The organism is Xanthomonas arboricola (genome assembly GCF_002940665.1).
Classification (GTDB): domain Bacteria; phylum Pseudomonadota; class Gammaproteobacteria; order Xanthomonadales; family Xanthomonadaceae; genus Xanthomonas; species Xanthomonas arboricola_B.
Genome location: NZ_MIGY01000001.1, coordinates 1,279,196 through 1,304,767, shown reverse-complemented (window position 1 = coordinate 1,304,767; position 25,572 = coordinate 1,279,196). Strand labels below are relative to the sequence as shown.

Here is a 25,572-nt window from a genome sequence, read left to right as displayed (position 1 = left end):
TTTGCTGTTACCAATCCCCAATGCCGAATTCCCAATCCCGTCGGTCGCGTCAGCGGCCGAGCCCATGCGGCTTGATCCAGCCGGTGTAGATGCCGAGGATCACGACGGCGATCAGTGCGACCGATAGACCGATGCGCCAGGTCAGTGCGTTGACGGTGCGCTTGGTCTGGCCACGGTCGGTGAGCAGGTAGTAGAGGCCCGCGCCCAGGTTCCACAGGATCACGATCAGGAAGGCGACAATCAGCAACGTCTTGAGCGAATCGTTCACAACAGCCCCGGTGGTCGTCGGCGTGGTAGCGGCATTGCACGCCTTTTTGCGTCGCTTGTCATGATGCGCAAGCACACGGCGGTGTTGGGATGGTGTCTTGCCCTACTGGTCAGCGCAGGCTTTGCGGCGCTGGGGCAGTGGCAATTGCAGCGTATGCACGGCAAACAGGCGTTGCTGGAACGTGCGGCGCATGTGCGGCAGACGCCGTTGACCCTGGTGCAGGCCCTGGCCACGCCGCATGCGCTGGCCTGGGTGAGCGGAGAGGTGCGGTTTCTGCCGCAGCAGGTGCTGCTGGACAACCAGCTGCATGCCGGGCGCGCCGGCGTGCGGATCTATCAACTCGCCGCGCCGCAAGGCAGCCCGGCCACGCTGCTGGTCGATCTGGGCTGGCTGCCGTTGCCGGCCAATCGGCAGTTGCCGACGATTACGCCGCTGCAAGGCACCCGGACATTGCAGGGGGTGCTGACTGCGCCGCCCTCGGCCGGACTTGCGATGGGGCCGGCGTTGTCGGCCGCCAATGCGCCGCAGACCTGGCTGGCCACGCGTCTGGAGACCGCCGCCCTGCGCAGCGCGTTTGGCAGGCGCGACATTTCGTCGCAGGTCTTGCGCCTGGATCCGGCCCTGCCGGTCGGTTATGCACGCGACCTGGAGATGCTGCCGAACACGCTGCCACCCGCGCGGCACTTGGGTTATGCGGTGCAATGGTTCGGCCTGGCCGTGGCCGTGCTGGTCACCGCGACGCTGCTGAGCTGGCGTGCGCGTCGCCGCCAGCGACGCGGGCACTGACGCCTGCGGCATGAGAAAATCGACGGCATGACCCCCTCCACATCGGCCACGCCGCATTCGGTCAAACGCGGCCGCAGGATGCTGATTGCCCTGGCGGCGCTGTTCTTCGGCTCGATGTTGCTGGCCGGTGCGCTGCGCTTCTCCGGATGGCAGCCGGCATCGATGCGCAACCACGGCGAACTGCTCAAGCCGCCTGCCGACCTGCGCGGGTTGGTGCCGGTGCGCGCGGACGGGCAGCCGTATGCATGGACGCCTGCCGAACGTATGTGGCGGATTGCGCTCGCACCGCCTGCCAATTGCACGCAGCAGTGCGTGATGCTGGCGGCCGAACTGGACAAGGTGTGGCAGCTGCTCGGCCATCGCGCCGACAAGGTGGAGGTGTTGTGGATCGGCAGCCCGCCAGCCGGTCTGCCGCCGATGCCGGCCCTGCGTGTGCTGCGCGACGACGCGCGGTTCCGGCAGGGCCTGCCGCGTGCCAACGATGCCGCCGGTGTGCCGGTGTATGTAATCGACCCGAATGGCTTCGTGATCCTGCGGTATGCCCCGGGGTTCGACCCGGCCGGCCTGCGTGCCGATCTGGTCAAGCTGCTGAAACTGATGTGAGCCCGTTTTGATGAACCTGTTTGCGCCACCGGCATTGTTCCGCCACTTCCATCGCATGGCCTGGCTGGCTGCGTTGTTCACCGCGAGCACGATCCTGTTCGGGTCGTTCGTGCGCCTGTCCGATGCCGGCATGAGCTGCCCGGACTGGCCGACCTGCTACGGCCGCGTCACCTGGCCGCAGAGCAGCGACGAAGCCAATACGCATGTGGCCAGCAAGATCCGTCCGCTGGAATCGCACAAGGCCTGGCGCGAGCAGGTGCACCGCTTCCTGGCCGGCGCGCTCGGGGTGGAGGTGCTGGTGCTGTCGTTGCTGGCGGTGCGCCGCCGCCGCATGGGCATCGCCCAGGTGGTCTCTGCCGCGGTGCTGGTGGCCTTGTCGATTCCGCTGTACATGTCCGGCTGGCACGCACTGGCGTTCGGCGTGGCGATCGCGGGCGAGGCCATCCTGCTGCTGGCGGCGCTGCGCTGGAGCAATATCGACCTGGCGCGTGCGGCGGTGCTGACGCTGGCGGTGGTGATCTTCCAGGCGCTGCTGGGCATGTGGACGGTGACGCTGTTGCTCAAACCCATCGTGGTGATGGGCCATCTGCTCGGTGGCATGCTGATGTTCTCGCTGCTGGTGTGGATGGCCTGGCGTGCGACGCACCTGCCGATCACGCTGGCCGATGCATCGCGGCTCAAGTGGCTGTTGCGCGCGGGCGTGGCGGTGCTGGGCCTGCAGATCGCCCTCGGCGGCTGGGTCAGTGCCAACTACGCGGCGCTGGCCTGTGGCGGCGGCAGTTGGTCGGCCGACAATTTCCCGCGCTGCGTCAGCCAGTGGTGGCCGCCGCATGACTTCCGCGAGGGTTTCACGCTCTGGCGCGGGATCGGGGTGGATTACGAAGGCGGTGTGCTCGATGGCGCAGCGCGCATCGCCATCCAGATGGCGCACCGGTTGTGGGCAATCGCGACGGCGCTGTATCTGTGGTGGCTGGCCTGGCGCCTGTCGCGTTCGCCGGGCATGCGCGTGTGGGCCGGTGCCTTGGCGGTGCTGGTAGCGGTGCAGGTGACGCTGGGCATGCTCAACGTCAAGTTGGCGTTGCCGCTGGAAGTGTCGGTGCTGCATAACGGGGGCGCGGTCGCACTGGTGTTCGTGCTGGTCTCGCTGCTGGCGCGGCTGCGCGCGCCGGAGTGAGCATGGCTGTCAGCGCACGCGATTACTGGGATCTGACCAAACCCAAGGTGGTGGCACTGATCGTGTTCACTGCCCTGGTGGGCATGTTCCTGGCCATCCCCGATATGCCGACCTGGGTGCAGGTGCGCACCGGTGCATTGGGCTTTCTGGGCATCTGGCTGGCGGCGTCGGCGGCGGCAGCGATCAACCAATTGCTGGACGCCAAGATCGACGCGCAGATGGCGCGTACCTCATGGCGCCCGCTGGTGGTGGGCAAGGTGCGGCCGTGGCAGGTGCTGCTGTTTGCCAGCGTGCTGATCGTGATCTCCATGACCATCCTGGTGGTCTGGGTGAATGTGATCACGGCGGTGCTGACGTTTGCGTCGCTGATCGGTTACGCGGTGATCTACACCGTGTACCTGAAGCGTGCGACCTCGCAGAACATCGTGATCGGCGGTCTGGCCGGCGCTACGCCGCCGATGCTGGGCTGGGCCGCAGTGACCGGCTTGCCGACCAGCGCCGACTGGATCAATGCCTCGCTGCTGGTGTTGATCATCTTCATCTGGACGCCGCCGCATTTCTGGGCGCTGGCGATCTTCCGCCGTGCCGATTACGCCAAGGCGGCGATCCCGATGCTGCCGGTCACCCATGGCGTGCCGCATACGCGCAAGCAGATCCTGGTATACACGGTACTGCTGGCGATCGTGACCCTGCTGCCGGTGGCGGTGGGCATGAGCGGGCTGTTCTACCTGGGCGGCGCGGTGGTGCTCAACGTGGTGTTCCTCTGGTACGCCTGGCGCATGCTCGACCCGCCGGACGAGCTGTTCTCGATGAAGATGTTCGGTTACTCCATCGTCTATCTGATGGCGCTGTTCGCATTTTTGATGGTGGATCACCTGCTGTTGCCGTGGGTGCGCTAGCGGCCAGCGAAGAAAAGCCCGCTGCTGCCCCCAAGGCGATCGACCCGCGACTGACGTAGCCGTCAGGCGGACGCCGCTGGCGCCGGGAACCGGCCCATTTCAGTCGGACACACCAATTGCGCGCGCCGTCCGGCATCCGGCGGCCGATCGCCAGTGAGCGCATTCCCATTCGCTGCGTAGCTGGCTGTGCCCTCACGCCGGCTCAGCTCAACCAGCTGGCGCACTCGCTGGTGTTCTTGCTGCCGCAGCTGCTCTGCATCTTCTGCTGCAGTCGCGTCAGCACCGCATCGCCGTCCTGGCGATGCTGCCTGCTCCAGGTCTTCAACGTGGCGCCAAGCGTGGCGAAGCGCTGACGGGTGCGTTGGCGGTAGCCATCGGGTTGCCCGGCCAGTTCGCCGATCACCTGCGTGGCAGCTGTCTCGATGCCGGCGGTGTCGTCCGGGCTGAGCCGGACCAGGCCATCCACGTACATCACGCCCCATTGCACGCGGGTGGCGGGTCCTTGTGCGCTGTCGTACGCCTTCCTGAGCCAGGACAGCGCGGTCTTCTTATCGCCGCGCTGTTCGGCCAGATCGGCCAGTTCGGGCATGTAGTAGTACGGCGTCTTGCTGCGCGTCAACTCGGCCAGCAGCAGCTGTTCGGCGCCGCTGCTGTCGCCCACCTCGCCGAGCAGTGCCGCGGCGGTGCTGATGGTGGATTGGCGCTCCTCATCGGTCCTGGCGGTGGCGGTCGCCCATTGCACGCGTTGCTGCACGGTGTCGACCACGGTCTTGGACAGCGGCGGTTGCGGGCCTTTGGCCTGGGTTTCGGTGGGCTGGCCTTGTGTCAGGCGTGCCAGCTGGATCCGTGCGTGCGCGGTGCCGAGCCGGTCGGCGATCGGCAGTGCGGTGTCGGCGTAGACCTTGTCCAATGCCAGATTCAGCGCGTTGGACAAGGCGGTGCGTTCGCCGGCATCGCTGCTGGCAGCGGCGACCAGCCGTGCGGGCATGTAGCTCAGCGTGCCGAGATTGGCGCGCACCTCTGCCGGATCCGCCAGCACCGCTTCCAGCAACGTGCGCGACGCCGCGCTGGCGGCAGGCGGTTCCTTGGCTGCGGTAATCGCCGCCAGGGCGAAGCGGCGTTGCAGGGCCGGCTGTGGCGCCGACTTGGATAGGCGCGTGAGCACATCGACGGCCTGCTCCGGCTTGACCAGCCGATCGTCGGTACCCCAGGCGTAGTTGCCGAGCACGGCCCAGTCGTCCGCGCTGAGCTGCTGCGGGGTCTGCAATGCGGTGTCGAGCAGTTGCCTGGCGGTGCTGGTGCTCCTGGCGGCCACGCGCAGCACATCGGCCAGGCGTGCGTTGTCGGCATCGCCGGCCAGGCGGGTGATCTCGCTGCGATCCGGGCGCAGCACGATGATGGTCGGGTAGCCCTTTATGCCGAAGCGCTCGCCCCAGGCCTGCGCACCCTCCGAATCGCCATCCAGATGCACCGCCACGAATTGCTGGGTGCGGGCGATGAAGGTCGGGTCCTTGAACAAGGTGGCCTTCAGGCGATTGCAGGGCGGGCACCAGGCCGCACCCCAGTACAGCAGGATCGGCTTGCCGCTTTCCCTGGCCTCGGCGAAGGCATCTTCGACATCGCCCTCGCGCCAGGCGATGCTGGACGCGGGTGCCGGTGTGGCGGCCGCCTTGGTCTGTGCCGGTGCTGGCGGCGTGGCGGGCTTGTTGCAGGCAGTGAGCGTGGCTAGCACCGCCAGCAGCGCGATCAGGGACGGGGCAGGGCGTCGGAACGACAGCGTCATGGCAATCACCGATGGGGGGACGGCAGCGAGGTGGATCGAACACTCTAGCGAGCGGCACTGTGCCAGCGTCGGAGTGCGTCATGACCGTTGTCTATCTGCTTACAACCGGCACCGGCACGCAACCCGAACCAATGGCACGCCGGGCGTAGCGGCCTGGCGATGGCGACGCAGGCCACGCCGGCGGCAAGCAGGCTTTTGCAGGTCACGCAGCCGCGGGTTGTGCTGGGTGTCGTCGATCAGCCTACTGCCGTGCGATGGCCATCACCTTCCATGATCACCGGCAGTGGTCTGCGGCTCCCCAGGTGCGGTGCGCGCGTAACGCGCGGCCACGAATGCGCAGACGATCAGCTGCAGCTGGTGATACAGCATGATCGGCAACACGATCGCGCCCAGGCCGCCGCCGGCGAACATCACCTTGGCCATCGGCACGCCGGTGGCCAGGCTCTTCTTGGAGCCGCAGAAGACGATCGCGATTTCGTCGGCGCGGTTGAAACGCAGGCGCCGCGCGATGAAGGTGATCGAGAGCATCGCCACCGCCAGCAGCAGTGCGGCCGCACCGAGCACCGCAAGCAAGGCCGGCAACGGCGTCTTCTGCCACAGGCCTTCATTCACCGATGCGCTGAAGGCGGTGTACACCACCAGCAGGATGGTGCCCTGGTCGGTGTAACGCAGCACGGCGCGATGCCGTTCGACCCAGCCGCCGATCCACGGGCGCATGAAATGGCCAGCCAGGAACGGCGCCAGCAACTGCAGCAGGATCTTGCCGATCGCTTCGGCCGGGTGCGCCATCGCGCCCTGGCTGCCGACCAGGGCGCCCATCAGCAATGGCGTGAAAAACACCCCCAGCAGGCTGGAAAGCGAGGCGGCACACACGGCTGCCGGCACGTTGCCGCGCGCCATCGAGGTGAAGGCGATCGACGATTGCACCGTGGACGGCAGCGCGCACAGGAACAGCACGCCGACATACAGCTCCGGTGTCAGCGCAAGATGCGCGAGCGGTTTGAACAACAGCCCGAGCAGCGGGAACAGCACGAAGGTGCAGGCCAGGATCACCAGATGCAGGCGCCAATGCAGCGCGCCGGCCTTGACCGCCTCGCGCGACAGGCGCGCGCCGTGCAGGAAGAACAGCGCGGCGATCGCCACGTCGGTGACATCGTCCATGATCGCCGCGGCGGTGCCGGAGACCGGCAGGAACGAGGCGAGCGTGACCGTGCACAGCAGCGCGAGGGTGAACGGATCGATGCGCAACCGCGCCAGCCAGTGTTTGATCATCGTGCGTATTCAGGGGGAGGGCTGTCTGCAGAGTGCCATTGTAGAGGGCAGCGTGCACCGTGCGAGTCGGCCGCGCAGCGCAGGCCGGGGACGCATGCGTGCTCGCACCGGCTCCGGCAGGAGGGTGCGGTTGCGTCTGCCTGCAGCGGTGCGGGCAGCGCCACTCGGAGCGGTGAGCGATTCGTGCGATACGTCGAAAATCCGCTGCGTGGACGCTTCGGGCACGCATATCCTTTGTTAGATTCCGGTTGCACACGCCGCGCGCGCTCGTGTTCGATCGTGTTTCCACGCAAGGCTTAAGGAAAGGAGCCAGTCCATGCGCTACGACCAATATCAACAGACCTTCGCGCTTTCCGCCCTGGCCAACTGGGTGGGCGATCGCAGAGGCAGCCAGCCGGCGTTGCAGGCGGACTACCAGGCCACGTTGCTGCAGACGCTGGCATCGGCCGACACCCAGGACAGGATCGGCGACTGGCAACTGGTGTGGGGGCCGCAGGTCTGGCAGGCGGCCGATTCGTCGCTGTCGGGCAATGCCATGTACGTGGCGCGTACCGACGCCATGCCGGGCATCGGCGAGGCATATGTGGTCGCGCTGAGCGCCACCAACCCGGAGTCGCTCTACGACTGGTTCACCGAAGACTTCGATGTGTCCTCGGTGGTGGATTTTGCGACCTACACGCCGCTGCTCGGCACCGCGCCGGTTGCGGCGAAGAAACCCGTCAAGCCAGGTGCGGCGGTCATCTCGATGGGGGCCGCCACCGGTGTATGGCATCTGCTGAACATGGTCAGCCCCCCCACCGCAGTGGCGCCGAACACCACGTTGCTGGATTTCCTGCAAGCGCGGGATGGCAGCAAGGCGACGGTGATCTTTGCCGGGCACAGCCTGGGCGGTGCGCTGTCGCCGACCTTGGCGACCTGGTTGAAGACCAACGGCAAACTGGACAATTTCAGCGCCGTGCATTGCTATCCCACCGCCGGCGCCACGCCGGGCAACGGCGGGTTCGCCGCGCTGTATGCGCAGGCATTGCCCTCTCCAGCGCCGGGCGCGGCGCCGTACCAGATCTGGAATGCCGACTTGTGGAACACGCTCGATTGCGTGCCGCATGCCTGGACCGTGCCGATGCTCAACCAGATCAAGACGCTGTACGGGAATGCGCCGATCAGGGAGATCGATGTGCTGGTCGATGTGGCCATCGCCAATGCAGTAGCGTCCACGGTGAACTACCGGCAGATCGGCAACCAGCCGCTGAGCGGTACGCTCACCGGCACCCCGACCACGATCGTGCAATTTCTCGAGCAGATGGCCTACCAGCACACCACCGCCTATCAGGCGCTGATTGCCGACTGGCTCATCCCCGTGGCTGGCACGCCGCAGACGCAAAGTGCCGATGGCGCGCCCGCGCGCGATGCCCTGATCGAGCGCCTGACCGCGCATGCCGGCCAGGCCGCACTGGCCGATGCCGAGAAGATCGAAGCGGTCAGCGCGGCGCTTGGCTCGATGGCCAAGACCTTGTTCAAGCAGCTATGAGCGCGCGCCGGCATGCAGCGGCCAGGGCTGGCCAAGTGCGTCGGCAACAGATGGCTTGACAGCATGCGCTGGATGTTCGGCGCGCGCCCGGACGCAGGCGCAGCAAATCGCGCAGCCCGTCCTTGTCGGTCGCGCCGAGTCATTGTGCGCGTTGCCTGATCTGTGCAGCTCTTCCAGGCGTCGCTGCAGCAGCTGCCGGTCCAGCTGGGCCATGGCGTCGTGCAGCGTGTGCTCCGGCACCGCACACGACAGCGTGACCTGATCCCGTCGCGCCAACCCGCCTACAACGCGGCAAGCGCCTTGAACAGCTCGCGCAATTCGTATTTGTCGGTGTCGTCCAGGCCCTGCGCGCGCTGCTTGTCCTGCAGTTCGTCCAGGCGCTGACGCAGCAATTGCTTGTCCAGTTGCGCGACGACGTCATGCAGCTCCATCGCCCAGCTGTGTTCGTCGCCGGGCAATGCCTGCGCGGCCAGTTTCTGCAAAGCAGCCTGTTCGTCGCGCTCGGCGAAATGTTCCAGCAGTGCGCCGGTGCTGATTTCCGGGCGTTGCCGCACCAGTGCCAGCAGTTCCATCAACAGCTCGATGCCGGGCAGGCGCAGGCCGGAAAAATCGTGGTCGCCCTCCAGGCTCATCGCCAGCGATGGCTGTTGCAGCAGGATCGCAATCGACGCGCGTACCAGGCTGCGCTTTTGCGTGGGGGCGCCCATGCGTGCGGGTGGCCGTGCCTGCGATGCGGACGCCTGCGCCGCCTGACCGGCGCCCACGCCGGTCAGGCGCGACAGCTCCTGCTTCATCAGATCGCCGAACGCGCCCTCGGGGATCTGCGCCAGCATCGGCTTTGCGCGTTCGGCCAGCCGCGCCTTGCCATCGAGCGTGTGCAGATTGATCTGCCGCGACATCTCGTCGAAGAAGAACTGCGACAGCGGCGTGGCCTGTGCCAGACGTTGGTCGAAGGCCTGTGCGCCTTCCTTGCGCACGATGGTGTCCGGGTCCTCGCCGTCGGGCAGGAACAGGAAGAACGCCTGGCGGCCGTCCTTCATGCGCGGTAGCACCGATTCCAGCGCACGCCAGCCGGCCTTGCGGCCGGCGTTGTCGCCGTCGAAGCAGAAGTACACATCCGGTGCGTTACGGAACAGCAGCTCGGCATGTTCGGGCGTGGTCGCCGTGCCCAGCGTGGCCACTGCCTGGGTGACGCCGAACTGGAACAGCGAGACCACATCCATATAGCCTTCCACCACGATGAGCCGTTCGATCTTCTGATTGGCCTGGCGCACCTGCCACAGGCCGTACAACTCGCGACCCTTGTGGAACAGCGCGGTTTCCGGCGAGTTGAGGTACTTCGGCCCCGGATCGCGGCCATCGGCCGGCGCGCCCAGGATGCGTCCGCCGAAGGCGATCACGCGGCCGCGGCGGTCGAAGATCGGGAACATCACCCGGTCGCGGAACTTGTCGTAGACATGGCCGCGATCGTTCTTGGAAAACAGCCCGGCGCGTTCGAGCACGCTCATGCGGCGCGCATCGGTGCCCAGCGTGTCCTTCAGTGCGCTGTAGCCATCGGGCGCGTAGCCGATCTGAAAGCGCGCGCGGTTGTCGGCATCCACGCCGCGGCCGTCCAGATAATCGTGCGCCCGTTCGCTGCTATCGAGCTGACGCTGGAAGAACTTGGTCGCCGCCTCCAGTGCCGAATACAGCTCGCGGCTGTCATCCTGTTGCTGCGGGGTGCGTTGCTGGGTCTCGCGCGGGATTTCCATGCCGGCACGCTTGGCCAGCTCGTCGACCGCATCGAGAAATTCGAGGCGGTCGTAATTCATCAAGAAACTGATCGCGGTGCCGTGCGCGCCGCAGCCGAAGCAGTGGTAGAACTGCTTGGTCGGCGAGACCGTGAACGAAGCCGAGCGCTCGTCATGGAACGGGCAGCGCGCCGAGTATTCCTTGCCCTGACGCTTGAGCGGCACGCGACCGCCCACCACCTCGACGATGTCGGTGCGTGCAAGCAGTTCGTCGATGAATGCGTCCGGGATGCGGGCCATCCCGCTAGGATATCCCAGCCGCGGCGCTCGCCGATTTCAGCCAGCGATGGCCCTCGGCGAAGCGGTGGCTACCACGCGGGCATGCGCGGCATCAGGCTCGGCATGCGCGATCAACTGCGCGTGGGCGCTTCCGGCGGCTGCAGCGCGGCGTCTGGTTCGGCGGCGGCCGGCGGCAGGTTGTCCGTGTCCACGCCGGCCTCGCGCAGCTTGCGATGCGAGCGCACACGCTCGTCGATCACCGCGGTCAACAGGGCGCCGACGAAGAACACTACCGAGGCGTAGTACATCCACACCAGCAGGATGACCAACGTGCCCATCGAGCCGTATGCGCTGCCAGGCGCGGCCCTGGCGATGTATAGGCCGATGCCGTAGCGACCCAATGCGAACAACAGCGCGGTGATCACGCCGCCGACGAAGGCCTGCCGCCAGTTGACGGTGCGATCGGGCAGATACCGATACAGAAAAGCGAAGGCGAGCGAATACAGCGCCAGGGTGGTGATGTAGCCGATCGCCGGCAGCACCGATGGCAGCCGTGCGAACACCACCTGCAATGCGGTGGTGGCAATCATCGATACGATCAACAAAAAGCCCAGCGCCAGGATCACGCCGAACGAGAACACGCGCTTCTTCAGCCACGCCATCAGGCCTTCCAGGCGCTGCTTGTCGGTGCGAAAGATCAGGTTCAGGGCGTTCTGCAACTGCGCAAATACCGCTGTGGCGCCGATGAACAGCAGCAACGTGCTCCACAGTCCAGCCAACGAGCCCACGCCGGGTTGATCGGTGGCGTTGCGGATCACCGTGTCGGCCACTTCCGCCGCGCTACCGCCGGCCAGTTGCGCGATCTGCTGTACCAGCGCTTCCTGCGCAGGCGGATACAGCGATGCGGTCAGCCACAGCAGCAACACCAGCAGCGGTGCCAGCGACAGCAAGGCGTAGAACGACAGCGACGCGGCCTGCGTCATCACGTCGATCTCGAGAAAGCGATTGAGCAGTGCCATCGGCAGGCTGCGCTGCAGGCGGCTCAGATGCTTCTGCAGGTGTTCGGTTGAGAGCTTCGTCACCGGCGGGGGAATCCTTGGGCATACCGTTGTGCGCGCAGGCATCGTAAGGCGAAGCCGGCATGCGGAATGCTTCACCCGGACCTGTGCTGGCGAAGGTGTTCTAACAGGGCGTGTTCAAAGATCGGGTGAAAGCGAGCGCTGGATGGCGCGCGTGTGCTGCTATTGAAACGGCGCTGCAGCCAGGTGCACGCAGGCGGCTCGCAGCAGTGCCCTGACCCTCGGGCACAGGGCACTGCACAGGCGAAGAACTCAGCCTGCCAGATGCTGCTTGACCAGCGTCGAGACCAGGCCCATGTCGGCCTGACCGGCCAGCCTGGGCTTGAGTGCGCCCATCAGCTTGCCGATGTCGGCCGGGCCGCTGGCACCGGTCTGCGCGATGGCTGCCTGGATGGCGGCGACGATCTCGGCTTCGCCCATCTTGGCCGGCAGGTAGCGCTCGATCACCACGATCTCCTCGCGCTCGATCTGTGCCAGGTCGTCGCGTGCGGCGGCGTCGAACTGGGTAACCGAGTCCTTGCGCTGCTTGACCATCTTGTCGAGCACGGCGATCACGGCGGCATCGTCCATCTCGACGCGTTCGTCCACTTCCTTCTGCTTGATCGCGGCATTGATCAGCCGGATCACGCCCAGGCTGTGCTTGTCGCCGGATTTCATGGCGGCCTTCATGTCATCGGTGAGCTGCTGCTTGAGGGGCATGGTGTAACTCCTGGGAGTGCGTGTTGCAGATGTGCCGATGCGCCATGACGGGCGCAGTGCATCGGCAGGAAGTCGGGCCGGACAGGCGCGGATGACGGCAGCGATGCCGGTCGCCCCGGCGGTTGCGCAGAGCGCAACGGTTGCCTGGCATCGGGCAAATACAAAAAGCCGGCAACGCTTGCGCGTGCCGGCTCCTGGGTTCCACTCCGATGGGCCGCGCCTTCAGCGCATACCCATCGGCGGAACCGCGTTCGATCAGTACAAGCGCTGGCGCTTGGTGACGTCGCGCGAGGAACGACGCAACTGACGCTTCACAGCAGCGGCAGCCTTGCGCTTGCGCTCCTGGGTCGGCTTTTCATAGAACTCGCGCTTGCGGGTTTCGGCCAGCACGCCGGCCTTTTCGCAGGTGCGCTTGAAACGGCGGAGCGCAAATTCGAAGGGCTCGTTCTCGCGGACTTTAACGCTGGGCATGGGTTCTCCAGATAATGGGATTTCCGTCCGGGAGCCCCGGGCGGGTGCGAGCGGACTCGCGTGACGGAATTTCCGGGTTGCCCCGGCGAGCCGCGCATTATAACGACTTGCCAACGACCTGCAAGCCCCCTGCAGCATCAGCGCGGGCGAGCCCGATAAAGCCTGCGCCTGCGGGTGACCCGGTGGCGGTCACACGGCGGTGCAGCAGATCGCCCCTTGCCGATCTGCGCAGGGCAAAAGCTGCGAAAATAGGCCGCATGTGCCCGCCTGCCGAGTTGCCGTGAAAGTTCTTGGGATCGAATCATCGTGCGATGAGACCGGCGTGGCGGTCTACGACACCGCGCTGTCCGGCGTGACGGCGCTGCGTGCCCACGCGGTCTATAGCCAGATCGCGCTGCATGCCGAATACGGCGGCGTGGTGCCGGAGCTGGCCAGTCGCGACCATGTGCGCAAGCTGCTGCCGCTGATCCGCCAGACTTTGGGCGAGGCCGGATTGCGTATCGACGAACTCGATGGGGTGGCCTATACCGCCGGCCCGGGCCTGGTTGGCGCACTCCTTGTCGGTGCCGGTGTGGCGCGGTCGCTGGCCTGGGCGCTGGACGTGCCGGCGATCGGCGTGCATCACATGGAGGGCCATCTGCTGGCGCCGCTGATGGAGGACGACCCGCCGCAGCCGCCGTTCGTGGCGCTGCTGGTCTCGGGCGGTCACACCCAGTTGGTGTCGGTGAAGGCCCTGGGCCAGTACGAGGTGCTTGGCGAGACGCTGGACGATGCGGCCGGCGAGGCCTTCGACAAGACCGCCAAGATGATGGGCCTGCCGTATCCGGGCGGGCCGCAGCTGGCGGCCCTGGCCGAAACCGGCACCCCGGGGCGCTACAGGTTCGCGCGGCCGATGACCGACCGTCCCGGGCTGGATTTCAGTTTCAGCGGGCTCAAGACCCAGGTGCTGCTGGCCTGGCGCGGCAGCGACCAGTCCGACACCACGCGGGCGGATATCGCGCGCGGGTTCGAGGATGCGGTGGTGGAGACGCTGGCGATCAAATGCCTGCGCGCGCTGGATGCGGCCGATTGCAACACCCTGGTGGTGGCCGGCGGCGTGGGCGCCAACAAGCGCTTGCGCGCACGCCTGCAGGACGCGGCGCAGCGGCGCGGCGGCCGGGTGTGCTTCCCGCGGCCGGCCTTGTGCACCGATAACGGCGCGATGATCGCCTTTGCCGGCGCGCTGCGGCTGGAAGCCGGCGAGCGCGCCGGTGCGGCAGTGCATGTGACGCCGCGCTGGGATATGGCTGCGCTGCCGCCGCTGGCGGCGGCAGCGCGGGATTCGGGATTCGGGAGTGGGGATTCGTAGAAGCTAGTCCCTCTACCTGCTGTCTGTCGCGCTCTTGCCAATCCCGAATCCCCAATCCCCAATCACGGCTCCCAATGGACAAAGTGTTTATCGAAGGCCTGGAAATCGATGCGTTGATCGGCATCTACGACTGGGAGCGGCGCATCCGCCAGACGCTGCGGTTCGATCTGGAGATGGGCTTCGACAACCGCATCCCGGCCGCCAGCGACGACATTGCCGACACCCTGAACTACAAGGCGGTGAGCAAGCGGCTGATCGAATTCGTGCAGGCCTCGGACTTCGGGCTGGTGGAGACCCTGGCCGAGCGCTGCGCGGCGATCGTGCTGGACGAGTTCGGCGTGTACTGGCTGCGGTTGAAGCTGAGCAAGCCCGGCGCGGTGCGCGGCGCGCAGGCGGTGGGTGTGATCATCGAGCGTGAGCGAGCCCGCTGACCGCCGCCGGCACCAGTGGGCGCGTTCCTATCCACAGCCGAACCCGGAAGATCCAGGCGGCGCCGGACCAGCGATCCACGACCACGCGACCGATCCCAGCCCAAAGCGCGGTTCAACCGGACCCGACAAATCCCCAATCCCCAATTCCAAATCCTGACACTTGCACCCTCGCGGTCGCGTCAGGCTAGAATTGACGGCCATGTAAACGTTTTCTCAAGGATCTCATGGCTGCTGATCGTATCGAAACCCTGATTGCCCAGATGACCGTCGAAGAGAAGGTCGGACAGTTGGGTGTGTTCGCCGACATGGTGCGGCCGTTCGCGCCGGACGTGAATCCCGAAGCCAATGTGCTCAACGCCGACGAGGTGCTGCAGCAGGTGCGCGCGGGCCGGGTCGGCTCGCTGTTCAATGGCGTCGGCGCCGCGCTGGGCGTGCAGATCCAGAAGGTGGCGGTGGAAGAAAGCCGCCTGGGCATCCCGGTGATCCTGGCGGCGGATGTGATCCACGGCATGCGCACGGTGTTCCCGATTCCGCTGGGCGAAGCGGCCAGCTTCGAGCCGGAGCTGGCCGAGCGCACCGCGCGCGCCACCGCGATCGAGGCGACCGCCGCCGGCCTGCACTGGACCTACGCACCGGCCGTGGACATTGCGCGTGACCAACGCTGGGGCCGTGGCGCGGAAGGCGCCGGCGAAGACGTGGTGCTGGGCGCAGCGTTTGCCGCCGCCCGCGTGCGCGGCTTCCAGGGCAGCGATCTGAAGGCCGACGATTGCCTGCTGGCCACCCCCAAGCACTTCGCCGCCTACGGCGCCGTGGCCGCGGGCATGGAATACAACACCGTGGACATCGCGCCGCAGACACTGCGCGATGTGCATCTGCCGCCGTTCAAGGCCGCCTTCGATGCCGGCGCACTGACCGTGATGTCCTCGTTCAACGACATCAACGGCGTGCCGGCCAGTGCCAACCACGAGTTGCTGACCGAGATCCTGCGCGGGCAATGGCAGTTCCCCGGCGTGGTGATTTCCGACTACACCGCCGACATGGAATTGATTGCGCACGGCTATGCGGCCGATGAGCGTGATGCGACCAAGAAAGCGTTCCTGGCCGGCCTGGATCTGAGCATGCAGAGCGGCTTTTACGCGGCGCATCTGCCGTCGCTGGTGGAAAGCGGCGAGGTGCCGATGGCCACGCTGGATGCCAGTGTGCGGCGCATGCTGCAGTTGAAGGAAGCGATCGGGTTGTTCGACAACCCGTACCGTTCGCTGGATCCGGCACGCGAAGCCGACACCGCGCACCTGCCCGCGCACGATGCGTTGTCGCGCGATGCGGCGCGGCGTTCGATCGTGTTGCTGAAGAACCAGGGCGAGGTGTTGCCGCTGAAGAAAAGCGGGCAGCACATCGCGCTGATCGGGCCGTTCGTGCAGGACCGCGAGAACATCGAGGGGTGCTGGACGCTGTTCGGCGACAAGCAGCGCTACGTGACCCTGGAGCAGGGCGTGCGTGCGGTGGTCGATGGCGAGCATCTGACGGTGGTGCCGGGCTGCGGCCTGGAAGAGGCGCTGCCGGGCGGCATTTCCGCCGCCATCGATGCGGCGCAGGCCGCCGATGTGGTGGTGCTGGCGCTGGGCGAGCCGCAGCGCTTCAGTGGCGAGGCGCAGTCACGCACCGAGATCGTGTTGCCGCCGGCGCAGCAGGCATTGGCCGAAGCCATCGCCGCCACCGGCACGCCGATGGTGGTGTTGCTGCGCAATGGCCGCGCGCTGGCCCTGAGCGGTGCGGTGCGCGATGCCGATGCGATTGCAGTCACCTGGTACCTGGGCACGCAGACCGGTACCGGCGTGGCCGATGTGTTGTTCGGCGACTACAACCCCTCCGCGCGTCTGCCGATCAGCTTTCCGCAGGTGACCGGGCAACAGCCGTATTTCTACAGCCATCTGCGCACTGGCCGCCCGGAACTGCCGACGCTGTCCGAGTACAAGGCACGCTGGCGCGAGATGCCCAACGAGCCGTTGTATCCGTTCGGTCATGGCTTGAGTTACACCACCTTTGCGTATGCGCAGCCGCAGCTGAGCAGTGCGCAGCTCGGCTGGGACCAGACGCTGACCATCACCACGCGCGTTACCAATACCGGCCGCGTGGCCGGCGAAGAGGTGGTGCAGCTGTATGTGCACGATCGTGTGGCCAGCCGGGTACGCCCGGTGCGCGAACTCAAGGGGTTCCGCAAGGTGCTGTTGCAGCCTGGCGAAAGCGCGGACGTGGTGTTCACCCTGACGCGCGACGCACTGGCCTTTACCAACCACAGGAACGTGTTTGGTGCCGAGCCGGGCGTGTTCGATGTCTGGGTGTGCGCGTCGGCCAAGAGCGGCGAGGCGGTGACGTTCGAGTTGCTTGACGCCTGAACACGTACGGGCGTCGCGCGATAGGCGGCGCAGTGCGACGACTAGCACGGGGTGTGACAATGACGGACGTGGCCCAGGGGCTCGCCGTCATCGGGTCGGAGGTGATGTAGCTGGGTGCCTGATCGATGTGAACCACGGGTTTGCGGACATCTCCATATGTCGCGACAGGCACCGCGCCGGATCGAACGCGGCTTCGCCGCGAAAATCGTGGCCACCGCCAGCACGCGGTTGATGCGTGGCGATGGCACGATTCCCCTGGACGCAACTCGCGGCGTTACGCGTCGTTCTCGACTGCCGCCTTGCTCTTGGGCGTCAGCTTGAGCAGGCGCCCGGTGCTGCCGCTGGCTTCGTCTTCCAGCAACCACAGCGCGCCGTCCGGACCCTGCTCCACTTCGCGAATGCGCGCGCCCATGTCATAGCGGGCCACCTCGCGTGGCTGATCGCCAAGCGAAACCTGCACCAGCGCCATCGACGACAAGCCGCCGATAAAGCCGTTGCCACGCCATGCAGGAAACTGCTTGCCGCTGTAAATCACAAAGCCGGCTGGCGAGATCACCGGCGTCCAGCTGATTTTGGGCGCGGCAAATTCCGGGCGGGTGCTGTGATCGGGAATCGGGGTGCCGTCGTAGTTGTCGCCGTTGGAGACGATCGGGTAACCGTAATTGGCGCCGCGCTGGATCAGGTTCAACTCATCGCCGCCGAGCGGGCCCATCTCGTGTTCCCACAGGCGTCCCTTGCCATCGAAGGCCAGGCCGAGAATATTGCGGTGACCCAGCGACCACACCTGCGCGGCAACGCCGCCCTGCGCAGCGAACGGGTTGTCGGCCGGCACGCTGCCGTCATCGTTCAAACGGATTAGCTTGCCCAGATTGGCTTGCATGTCCTGGGCAGGAGTGAACTTCTGGCGTTCGCTGGAACTGATCCACAGCTTGCCGTCCGGGCCGAAGGCGAGCCGGTGCCCGAAGTGGCCGTTGCCGGTAACCTTGGGATCCTGCCGCCAGATGACCTTCAAGTCCGATAGCGTGCCGCCGCCGGTGGCGTCCAGCGTGAGCCTGGCGCGCGCCACTGCCGCGCCGCGGGTATCGCCCTGTCCGGGTTCGGCGTAGCTGACATAGACCAGGCCATTCTTGGCAAAGCGCGGATGCGCCAGTACATCCCCGAAGCCGCCCTGACCGCCGTAGGCCACTGCCGGAATGCCGGTGATGGCGCTCTTGCGCTTGGTCTTGAGATCCAGCCGCATCAATGCGCCGCGTTTTTCGCTGACCAGCAGGCTACCGTCGGGCAGAAAGGTCATTGCCCAGGGTTCGTCGAAATCGGCGACGGTGGTGGCCTGGAACGGCCACTGTGCCTTGGGAATGGCGGCAGCCGGCGCGACGGCAGGCGCAGCGCATGCGGCTGCGGTGGTGAACAAGCTGGCCGAACAGGCCAGAGCAAGCAGACGTCGGATAGACATGAGGTCCTCCAGGGGGATGGGCGCAGCGACGTTGCAGCCCTCCCGCAACATGGCCTGCGTTGGGTTTTCAAACACCTTACACGACGCCGTCGAGGCCGCCCTTGTCGTAGATCACTCTCTGCGGAGCACGCTTGTCCCGAATCGTCGTTTCATCATGAAAAGGCGGCTCCATGGCACATCGCGAGAACCTCGGTCGCATTGCTACATGCCGCACCGAAGTCGCTGGCCCTCGAATCGGTCGATGCAAGCCTGTTGCGGAGCGGAAAATTCTTATCCAATGCCAGGTGCAGTGAACATAGTCGGTACGGTCGCATGCAGCAGAACACGGCTGACGCGACGAGTGTCGACAGCGCAGCGCGCACAGTGCCGCCAGCATCTGAAAGACATGACTCAACCGATACAACAACGCCACCTCGACGGTGGCGTTGTGGTCTTCAGGGCTTGGACTTGCTGTCGCCGGTGACGAGGTCAGTGGCATTTTCCCAGGCGCGCTTGACTGCGTGACGGGCCTTGCTCCAACTCAGGCCATCGGTGCCGCGGTTGGCTTCCCAGTCGCGGTGCAATTCTGCTTCCACCTGGTCGTAGGCGCGTGCATTTTCGCGGATGCGCGCCTCGTGTCCTGCGAGATAGGCGCCCTCGTAATCTTCGTAGCGGTCACCTTCGGTGTAATACGATTCTTCGGTGAAGCGCTCGCGCCAATAATTGGACACGTTCTGGCTGCGGTCTTCGTCCGGCGCGCGGCCTGGAATCTGATACGGCACGTTCATGCTCGACTCCGTGGTGAATGTGCGACCTAACGTAGGCGGGCAGGCGTTAAATCCGTTGCCAGGGCAGGTGAGGAGGGGATCAAGACATGCAGTGCCCGGCAGCGCTTGCAGGCGCGCCGCGATGCCAGTGCCGTGCCTCGTACGCTCGGCACTGGCAGCTCACGCTTGTATCACGTCGCTGCCGATGCAGCTTCATACGGCAGCGGCGTGGCGCCGGCGGCACGCAGGCTGGCTTCGGCATGCTGCAGCGATGGCTCGTCGGCATCGATGATGACCAGCACGCGCCCTGCCTGGATTTCGTCCTCGAATTGGCGGCGCACCGGATCGGGCACGGTGGCTCCGATCAGTGCAGATGACCAGGTGCCGACCAGAGCGCCCGCCAGTGCCATCACACCGGCGCCAGCGATGGTGAGGCCGATCGGCGGCACGGCGATGGCAACCAGCCCGGCGACCAGGCCTGCAGCGCCACCGGTGGCGGCGCCGCGCGCTGCAGCGGGGAGAAAATCCGTCTTGGCGTCCTTGCGCTCATCGGGAACGCCTTCCAGTTCGATATCCGAGCGGGCAATCAACGACAGCGCATCGTTGTCGATGCCGGCGCTGCGTGCAGCCTGCATGACGCGTTGCGCACTCTCGATATCGGGCGTGCTGTAGACACGACGCAGTTTCATCGCAGGCTCCCATACAGGTGAGAACTGCAGCCTTGGGCGCGCATGGTTAGTCGTGCGTGATCACCGCGCGAGCGTCCTGCGAAAACCGCTACGCAGGCTTGCGCGGAAGCAGGTAGATCATCCAGCCCACCAGCAGCGCCACACCGGCGGCGGCCAGGTTCTGCAAACTGGCGCTGGCGAGCAGGCCCAGCGACAGCAGCAGCGCTGCGATGGGAATGGTGGGCCCGCCAGGCAGGCGCAAGGTATCGGTGCGTTGCCGGTAGCGACGCGCCAGCACGATCACTGCCGCAGCGGTACCGATATAGGCAAACAGCCGGGTGACCATCGACAGCAATGCCAGCTGCGTAAACGAGCCCGACAACGCCAGTGCCAGCGACAGCACGCCCTGGGTCAGCACTGCCGCAGCCGGGGTGTGGAAGCGCGGATGCACACGTGCCAGGAATGCGGGGCCGTAGCCATCTTGTGCCAGCGCGAACAGAAAGCGCGGCCCGAGCATGACCGTATTGCTGGTGGTGCCGAGGATGGAAATGGTGGCACCCACGGTGAGGATCAGCGCCAGCGCCTCACCGCCGAAGCGGCTTGCGGCATCGGCCAAGGGAGTGGGCGATGCCGCAAGATTTGGCAGCGTGCCCTGTGCGACGACCTGGACCGCCGCATAGATCAGGGTGACGGTGACGATCATGGTGATCAGCGCAAACGGCACGTCGCGGCGTGGATTGCGGTATTCGCCAGCGGCCGCTGGAATGTTTTCGAAGCCTGCATAGGCAAACAGCAGCAGCAAGGCCGCTTCGCCGAGATTGCCAAGATCGCGCAGATCCGGCGTCGTGCCGGCAAAGGCCCACGACCAATCCACGTAGAACAGGCCGATTGCCACGAACAGCAGCAACGGCACCAGCTTGCCGATCACCAGCGCGATGCCGGTACGCGCCGCCGATTTCACGCCGATCACGTTGATGGCGGTGAGCAGACCCAAGGAGCCGACGACCACCAGCAAGCGCGCCCAGTGATCGGTCGCCACGGTCGGCCAGAACCGCGCGACCGCATCGGCCAGGCCGTTGCTCAATGCCGCTGCCGAACTGATGCGCGTGAGCCAGATCATCCAGCCGATCTGAAAGCCGACAAACGGGCCGAAGGCCTCACGCGTGTACAGATAACTGCCACCCGGCGTGTCGAAATAGCTCGCCGCCTGTGCGTAGCACAACACCAGCAACGCCACCGCCAGACCGGCCAGCATCACTGCCCACAGACTCATCGGCCCCAGCAGGGCAGCGGTGGCCGCCGGAAGCAGGTAGATGCCGCTGCCGATGACATCGTTGATCGACAGGCCGACGATCTGCCAGCGGCTGACCACGCGAACCAGGCCAGTGGAATCGGGTGCAGGGGCCGGGGTGCTCATTGTGCCGGCTCCTTCAACTCGGGCAACTGCCACCGGGCTTGCAGGCGTGCGTATTCGGCACGCGGCAACAGCACGAACAGCGGTTTGTCGTCCGGCGTCAACCAGGCCAGCAGGCGTTGCATATCGGCCGGCGCCATCGCGGTGCAGCCGGCGGTGAACTGGCCCGGCGTGCGCCACAGATGCGCGAAGATGCAACTGCCGCGCCCGGGAACCGCATCGGGATTGTGGGCAATCACAAAGCCTTCGCTGTAACGTGCATCGCCGGGATGTTGCAGGTCCAGGCGCATCGGTTCGGTCGACCCGGCCACTGCGGCCTGACCGACCTGCGCGGCGTCGACGATGCGGTTGTACAGCGGCGAACTCGGCACATCCATGCAGTAGTGGGTGGCGCTCATCGCCTGGTATGGCATGGCACTGTCGATCTGTTGGGCGTACCCGAAGGCCGGGCCGATCGCGAATACGCCGGCCGGGCTGCGGCCGTCGCCCTCGCGCTTCTGCGGGCCTTGCGTCTGCGCTGGATGCAGACCGTCGCCCCAGGCGCTGCCATGCCGCCCGAGCGCGACTGCAAAGCCCGCTGCGGCTGGTTGCCAGTGGCCGTCCACACGGGTGAACGTCTCCAAGCGCGCCTGGGTGCTGTCCCAATCCGGCGTGGTCACCACGATCAATGCGCGCGCTTGATTCAAGGCCGCGATCGGCCCGGCAGCGACGGCAACGCTGCTGCAGCTTGCCAGCGCCAACAGCACGACGGATCGAAACAAGGTGGCAAGGCGCATGCAGGCTCCGGGAGAATGGGTCGAGCGGGGACGGGTCTTGGATCGATACACGGTTGACGGAGGCAGTGCGCTGCTCTGGTACCGTTGGGGGCACACCATCATGTCGCTACTGTACTCAGCAATGCGGCCGTGTGCCGCATGCGCGCGCCTGGTCCGGCGCTTTCTTGGCGGGGCTTATAACGGTTAGCGAGTGTGCTTTGTTTTTCTGGGAGGCGTGGCCGCTGTGGCTGAGCCGGTTGCAACGCGGCTGATTTTGGGCCTGGCTGCAGGGCCCTTGCCCGCCCACCATCGCAGGACACGCCGCAAGTACGTCCTTGTAGGCTCTTATGCGGCATCCATGCCGCATAAGGTCCCGCGACGGTGAGCGGGCAAGGACCCGTCAGGATGGTCGGTGTGCATGGTCGCAAGCAGAGCATAGAAGCGCACTGGCCGGATCACTTGTGCGTTCGACTAGCGCCTCACCAGCTTCCCATCGCAAGCCGAGCAGCAGACAGGCTTCAACACGCAACTTAAAACGTCTCAGCTATTACCGCTAGCCGAGCAACAAGCTTTCAAAAGCAGCCGACCAACTCTCTGGTGCGGTGTCCTTGCCGGTTGCGGGACCGTGTGGCGGCATGGATGCCGCCACCGAGCCCCCAGGGATGGGTTCACGGCGTGTCCCGCAAGCGGTGAGGGCGCCGCGCACTCGACTCAGCGGGCTTTTGATTTAAGCATCGGACTGCACCTAAACGCCACCATCGCAGGACACGCCGCAGGTACCTTCCCTGTAGGCTCTTATGCGGCATCCATGCCGCATAAGGTCCCGCGACGGTGGGCGGACAAGCACCTGTCGGGATGGTCGGTGGGCATGGTGCAGGCAACGCACAACATTCGCTGTCCGGGTGACTGCGTGTGCAAAGAAGCGCTGAGGGCGCTATACGGGACCAACGCGGCCTGGAGATCCAACTGGCGTTTTCGCCGGCAAGTTAAGCCGGCAAAAGCTCCAGTCCGCGGATGCGACGGATGCCCAGGCCCGGCGAGTCGTCGATATGGATCTGGGCATCGTCGAAGTGCACGCCGCCCGCGGTGGGATCGAACTGCCCGAGCGCGGGCGCATCTAGATCCGCCAGGGTGATGCTGTCGGCCTTGGCTACCGCCAGATGCACTGCCGCAGCCACGCTGATGCTGGATTCGATCATGCAGCCGATCATGCACGGCACGCCGTACAGGGCAGCGATATCGGCAATGCGGATTGCGTTGGATAACCCGCCGGTCTTCATCAGTTTGATATTGACGATATCGGCGGCGCGGCGCTGGATGAGGTCGATCACCTGGCAAGGCGAGAACACGCTTTCGTCGGCCATCACCGGTGTGTCGATCCGTGCAGTGACGAACGCCAGTCCGTCGATGTCCGCGGCCTTGACCGGCTGCTCCACCAGTTCCATCACGATACCTGCGTGTTCCAGCGTACGCATGGTGCGCACTGCCTGTTTGGGCGTCCAGCCCTGGTTGGCATCCAGGCGCAGCGATGCGCGACCAGCGACAGCGGCATGCATCGCCGTGATCCGCTCGAGGTCCGAGCCGCTGTCCTTGCCGACCTTGATCTTCAGCGACCGATAGCCGCGCGCCAGCGCGGACTGTGCCGCTGCCACCATCACATCGATGCTATCGGCGCTGATGGTGATGTCGGTGGTGATGCGCGGCGCGCCACCGCCGAGCGCCCGGTAGAGCGGGGTGCCCAGGGCCTGCGCCCACAGATCGTAAAGCGCGATCTCCACTGCCGCCTTGGCACTGGTGTTGCGCTCCAGCGCGTGTTGTACCAGCGCGCACAGCCGGTTGAGATCGGCCACGTCCTGGCCGATCAACGCGGGGCCGATGCAATGATCGATGGCGGCGATGATGGAGCCATGCGTATCGCCGGTGATCGGGGCGGTGGCCGGTGCAGCGCCGTAGCCGATGTGGCCGCTATCGGTCTGCAGCAGCACCACCACGTCCTCGATTGCCTGCACGGTACGTACCGCTGTCTTGAACGGGGTTTTCAATGGCACGCGCAGCATGCCTAGGCGGAAGCCGGTGATCTTCATGGGGAGCCAATCGGTGCGATGCGTTGGATGCGGGTGATGTGATCGACAAACGGTGTGCCGTCGCTGGCGAGCAAGGGCAGCAGCGGCGTCACCGACACACCATTCAAGCGCGCACGCTGCACGTTGCCGGCTGCGTCGCGGTAACTGGCGCCGGCTACATCATGGATCACCCATGGCGCACCGTGCTCATGTCCGATCACCAGCATCACATGTCCGGGGATGTAGATCAGATCGCCGACCTGTAGCCGCGCAAGTTGCTGCAGGTGCTGCGGCAGTGTTGCCTGCGTCTGGAACGGAACGCCGAGCAGTGCCGGACTGCGTGCCTGATCTCCGGTATTGCGCGGCAATGCAATGCCCAGGCTGCGATACACGTCCAGCACGAAACCACTGCAGTCGCGCGCATCGTAATCGTTGCCCCAGCCATAGCGTTCGCCGAGAAATTTGAACGCCTGCCGCAGCAGCGCTGCATGGGTGGCCGGCAGCGGGCCAATGCGCACATCGGCGCCGCGCGGGATCAGTGCCGGCACCAGCTGCAAGCGACCATAGCGGTTGCGCAGCGGCAACTTCACCACGTAGGCAGCCTGTGGCAACTGGCCGTTGACCGGCTGTTGCGGCGGCCAGTCGCCAAGCAGCGGCACGCTGGTGCCCATATCCAGCGTCAGTGCGGAGATGGCTGGTGCTTCCGGGGTGTAGACGCTCTGCACGTGGGCGCCGATGACCACCAGCCGTGGGCTGCGTTGTGCGTAGTCCAGCACCTCGTCACGCGTGCCCAGGGCGATCCGGTCGGCGGCGATCCAGGCCGCATAGTTGGCCGCCAGCACAAAGTGCCATGCACCATCGGCGCTGGTGTGCAGCACCGCCACCGGTGTGCCGGGGTAGAGCGCCGATTCCTGGAAGCGGTCGATATCGTGGTCGTCGGTAGTGCTGAACACGCGTTGCGCGGTGGGGAAGGTGCGCAATGCCGCGCGCTGCACCACCAGTGCGAACCGTGGCGTGACCTGCGCAGGCAGCGCATCCAGTGCCAGGGCGTGGCGCAGCGTCGCAAGGCGAGAGGCATCGATGCTGCGAGCTTCGCTGTCGTACAGCGCACGCGTCGGTATGGCCGACAGTGTTTCGATACGCGCGCGCACCTCGGCCGCCGGCAGCACCTGGGCCAGTTGCGACAGGTCGTGCATGGAGCCGTCGTCACGCAGCAAGCGCGCATTGAAGCCGGCGATCTGTGCGGCAGTCATGCGCAGCGTCTGCGCGTTGCCGCTGCGCTGGATCCAGTAGTCGGCGGTCAGCTGCGCATCGCTGACCGCAAACGGTGCCGTTTGCGGTATCGGGGTGGCAGGAGTTGCCGCAGCAGCATCCCAAGACAGTCCGATGACCAGCAGCAACAACGTCAGCAAGCGGCGCGACAGTGGCATGAAGAGGGCTCTTGATGGATGCAGCGACTGGCGAGGCCTTTTACAGGGGACCACGACCGCACGCACGCGGGCCTGCGCCGACCGCGCCGGCTTGTAGTGTACGCATGCGCAAGTATCCCCTGGTGCGTGTCGCATGGCGCAGTGGCGCTGTAGGCCCGTCAGTATCTGCGCATGTGCAGTCTGCCTGCCACCGGCTGCGGCCGCGTGATGCACGCCATCGCCCGCACGGCAGATAATGGGCGCATCGCCTGCGCGGCTCATCAGGGTGCTGGCGCAGCGCAGGCCCTTGCCGTTTCG

At 66.0% G+C, this 25,572-nt stretch carries 22 protein-coding genes; 8 read left to right on the top strand and 14 right to left on the bottom strand.

Translation table 11 applies throughout. From position 1 onward, the window contains the following. Positions 1 to 49 precede the first annotated feature (49 nt). A complete protein-coding gene (locus tag XarjCFBP7645_RS05735) occupies positions 50 to 268 on the bottom strand; it encodes a twin transmembrane helix small protein (RefSeq protein ID WP_104536525.1) in 219 nt (72 codons plus the stop codon). 60 nt (positions 269 to 328) lie between these two features. On the opposite strand from XarjCFBP7645_RS05735, the gene XarjCFBP7645_RS05730 reads away from it, so the two are divergent. The 4 genes from XarjCFBP7645_RS05730 to cyoE are packed head-to-tail and all read left to right on the top strand — an operon-like array spanning position 329 to position 3,730. Next, the gene (locus XarjCFBP7645_RS05730; protein WP_104536524.1) at positions 329 to 1,054 is read left to right on the top strand and encodes an SURF1 family protein; all 726 of its coding nucleotides are present in this window, start codon (positions 329 to 331) and stop codon (positions 1,052 to 1,054) included. A gap of 27 nt (positions 1,055 to 1,081) precedes the next feature. Then, positions 1,082 to 1,657, top strand: a complete 576-nt coding sequence (locus tag XarjCFBP7645_RS05725; RefSeq protein ID WP_104536523.1) for a hypothetical protein — start codon at positions 1,082 to 1,084, stop codon at positions 1,655 to 1,657. A gap of 10 nt (positions 1,658 to 1,667) precedes the next feature. After that, positions 1,668 to 2,831, top strand: coding sequence for a COX15/CtaA family protein (locus tag XarjCFBP7645_RS05720; RefSeq protein ID WP_104536522.1), 1,164 nt, complete (start codon positions 1,668 to 1,670; stop codon positions 2,829 to 2,831). 2 nt (positions 2,832 to 2,833) lie between these two features. Further along, complete coding sequence (cyoE, locus tag XarjCFBP7645_RS05715; protein WP_104536521.1) at positions 2,834 to 3,730, top strand: heme o synthase; 897 nt, start codon at positions 2,834 to 2,836, stop codon at positions 3,728 to 3,730. Between the two features lie 202 nt (positions 3,731 to 3,932). On the opposite strand, the gene XarjCFBP7645_RS05710 is transcribed toward cyoE, so the two are convergent. Continuing rightward, positions 3,933 to 5,513: a thioredoxin family protein gene (locus XarjCFBP7645_RS05710; RefSeq protein WP_104536520.1), complete on the bottom strand. Its 1,581-nt coding sequence runs from the start codon at positions 5,511 to 5,513 to the stop codon at positions 3,933 to 3,935. A 261-nt stretch (positions 5,514 to 5,774) separates the two neighbouring features. After that, the gene (locus XarjCFBP7645_RS05705; protein ID WP_104536519.1) at positions 5,775 to 6,785 is read right to left on the bottom strand and encodes a bile acid:sodium symporter family protein; all 1,011 of its coding nucleotides are present in this window, start codon (positions 6,783 to 6,785) and stop codon (positions 5,775 to 5,777) included. A gap of 316 nt (positions 6,786 to 7,101) precedes the next feature. Here XarjCFBP7645_RS05705 and XarjCFBP7645_RS05700 point away from each other — a divergent pair, with 316 nt between their 5' ends. Then, positions 7,102 to 8,313, top strand: a complete 1,212-nt coding sequence (locus XarjCFBP7645_RS05700) for a lipase family protein (RefSeq protein ID WP_104536518.1) — start codon at positions 7,102 to 7,104, stop codon at positions 8,311 to 8,313. A gap of 281 nt (positions 8,314 to 8,594) precedes the next feature. Here the strand turns inward: XarjCFBP7645_RS05700 and dnaG are convergent, their stop codons facing one another. The 4 genes from dnaG to rpsU all read right to left on the bottom strand — a co-directional run bounded on the left by dnaG (position 8,595) and on the right by rpsU (position 12,571). Beyond that, positions 8,595 to 10,343 carry a DNA primase gene (gene dnaG, locus XarjCFBP7645_RS05695; protein WP_104536517.1) on the bottom strand — a complete coding sequence of 583 codons (1,749 nt, stop codon included), beginning with the start codon at positions 10,341 to 10,343 and terminating at the stop codon, positions 8,595 to 8,597. Between the two features lie 110 nt (positions 10,344 to 10,453). After that, the gene (locus tag XarjCFBP7645_RS05690; protein ID WP_166773899.1) at positions 10,454 to 11,404 is read right to left on the bottom strand and encodes a YihY/virulence factor BrkB family protein; all 951 of its coding nucleotides are present in this window, start codon (positions 11,402 to 11,404) and stop codon (positions 10,454 to 10,456) included. A 249-nt stretch (positions 11,405 to 11,653) separates the two neighbouring features. Continuing rightward, positions 11,654 to 12,100, bottom strand: a complete 447-nt coding sequence (locus XarjCFBP7645_RS05685) for a GatB/YqeY domain-containing protein (protein WP_104536515.1) — start codon at positions 12,098 to 12,100, stop codon at positions 11,654 to 11,656. Between the two features lie 255 nt (positions 12,101 to 12,355). After that, positions 12,356 to 12,571: a 30S ribosomal protein S21 gene (rpsU, locus tag XarjCFBP7645_RS05680; RefSeq protein ID WP_002808376.1), complete on the bottom strand. Its 216-nt coding sequence runs from the start codon at positions 12,569 to 12,571 to the stop codon at positions 12,356 to 12,358. Between the two features lie 280 nt (positions 12,572 to 12,851). Between rpsU and tsaD the strand changes: the two genes are divergently transcribed. The 3 genes from tsaD (at position 12,852) to XarjCFBP7645_RS05665 (ending at position 16,746) form a co-directional block, all read left to right on the top strand. After that, entirely contained in the window at positions 12,852 to 13,919 is a 1,068-nt protein-coding gene (tsaD, locus tag XarjCFBP7645_RS05675) for a tRNA (adenosine(37)-N6)-threonylcarbamoyltransferase complex transferase subunit TsaD (protein ID WP_104536514.1), read from the top strand. A gap of 74 nt (positions 13,920 to 13,993) precedes the next feature. Continuing rightward, entirely contained in the window at positions 13,994 to 14,350 is a 357-nt protein-coding gene (gene folB, locus XarjCFBP7645_RS05670) for a dihydroneopterin aldolase (RefSeq protein WP_104536513.1), read from the top strand. A gap of 224 nt (positions 14,351 to 14,574) precedes the next feature. Beyond that, entirely contained in the window at positions 14,575 to 16,746 is a 2,172-nt protein-coding gene (locus XarjCFBP7645_RS05665; protein ID WP_104536512.1) for a glycoside hydrolase family 3 N-terminal domain-containing protein, read from the top strand. A gap of 274 nt (positions 16,747 to 17,020) precedes the next feature. Here the strand turns inward: XarjCFBP7645_RS05665 and XarjCFBP7645_RS05660 are convergent, their stop codons facing one another. From XarjCFBP7645_RS05660 to XarjCFBP7645_RS05625, 7 genes are all read right to left on the bottom strand, one after another. Next, positions 17,021 to 18,199, bottom strand: coding sequence for a PQQ-dependent sugar dehydrogenase (locus tag XarjCFBP7645_RS05660; protein WP_104536511.1), 1,179 nt, complete (start codon positions 18,197 to 18,199; stop codon positions 17,021 to 17,023). A gap of 434 nt (positions 18,200 to 18,633) precedes the next feature. Beyond that, complete coding sequence (locus XarjCFBP7645_RS05655; protein WP_104536510.1) at positions 18,634 to 18,966, bottom strand: hypothetical protein; 333 nt, start codon at positions 18,964 to 18,966, stop codon at positions 18,634 to 18,636. A gap of 170 nt (positions 18,967 to 19,136) precedes the next feature. After that, positions 19,137 to 19,634, bottom strand: a complete 498-nt coding sequence (locus XarjCFBP7645_RS05650; protein WP_104536509.1) for a hypothetical protein — start codon at positions 19,632 to 19,634, stop codon at positions 19,137 to 19,139. Between the two features lie 88 nt (positions 19,635 to 19,722). Beyond that, on the bottom strand, positions 19,723 to 21,030 hold the full coding sequence (locus tag XarjCFBP7645_RS05645; protein ID WP_104536508.1) for an APC family permease: 1,308 nt from the start codon (positions 21,028 to 21,030) through the stop codon (positions 19,723 to 19,725). Then, positions 21,027 to 21,803 (bottom strand): L,D-transpeptidase family protein, encoded by a 777-nt coding sequence (locus XarjCFBP7645_RS05640; RefSeq protein WP_104536507.1) that lies wholly within the window; start codon positions 21,801 to 21,803, stop codon positions 21,027 to 21,029. The genes XarjCFBP7645_RS05645 and XarjCFBP7645_RS05640 overlap by 4 nt, the downstream gene beginning before the upstream one ends. A 965-nt stretch (positions 21,804 to 22,768) precedes the next feature. Then, positions 22,769 to 23,866 (bottom strand): dipeptide epimerase, encoded by a 1,098-nt coding sequence (locus XarjCFBP7645_RS05630; RefSeq protein ID WP_104536506.1) that lies wholly within the window; start codon positions 23,864 to 23,866, stop codon positions 22,769 to 22,771. Continuing rightward, on the bottom strand, positions 23,863 to 25,275 hold the full coding sequence (locus XarjCFBP7645_RS05625) for an SH3 domain-containing protein (RefSeq protein ID WP_104536505.1): 1,413 nt from the start codon (positions 25,273 to 25,275) through the stop codon (positions 23,863 to 23,865). The genes XarjCFBP7645_RS05630 and XarjCFBP7645_RS05625 overlap by 4 nt, the downstream gene beginning before the upstream one ends. Positions 25,276 to 25,572 lie beyond the last annotated feature (297 nt).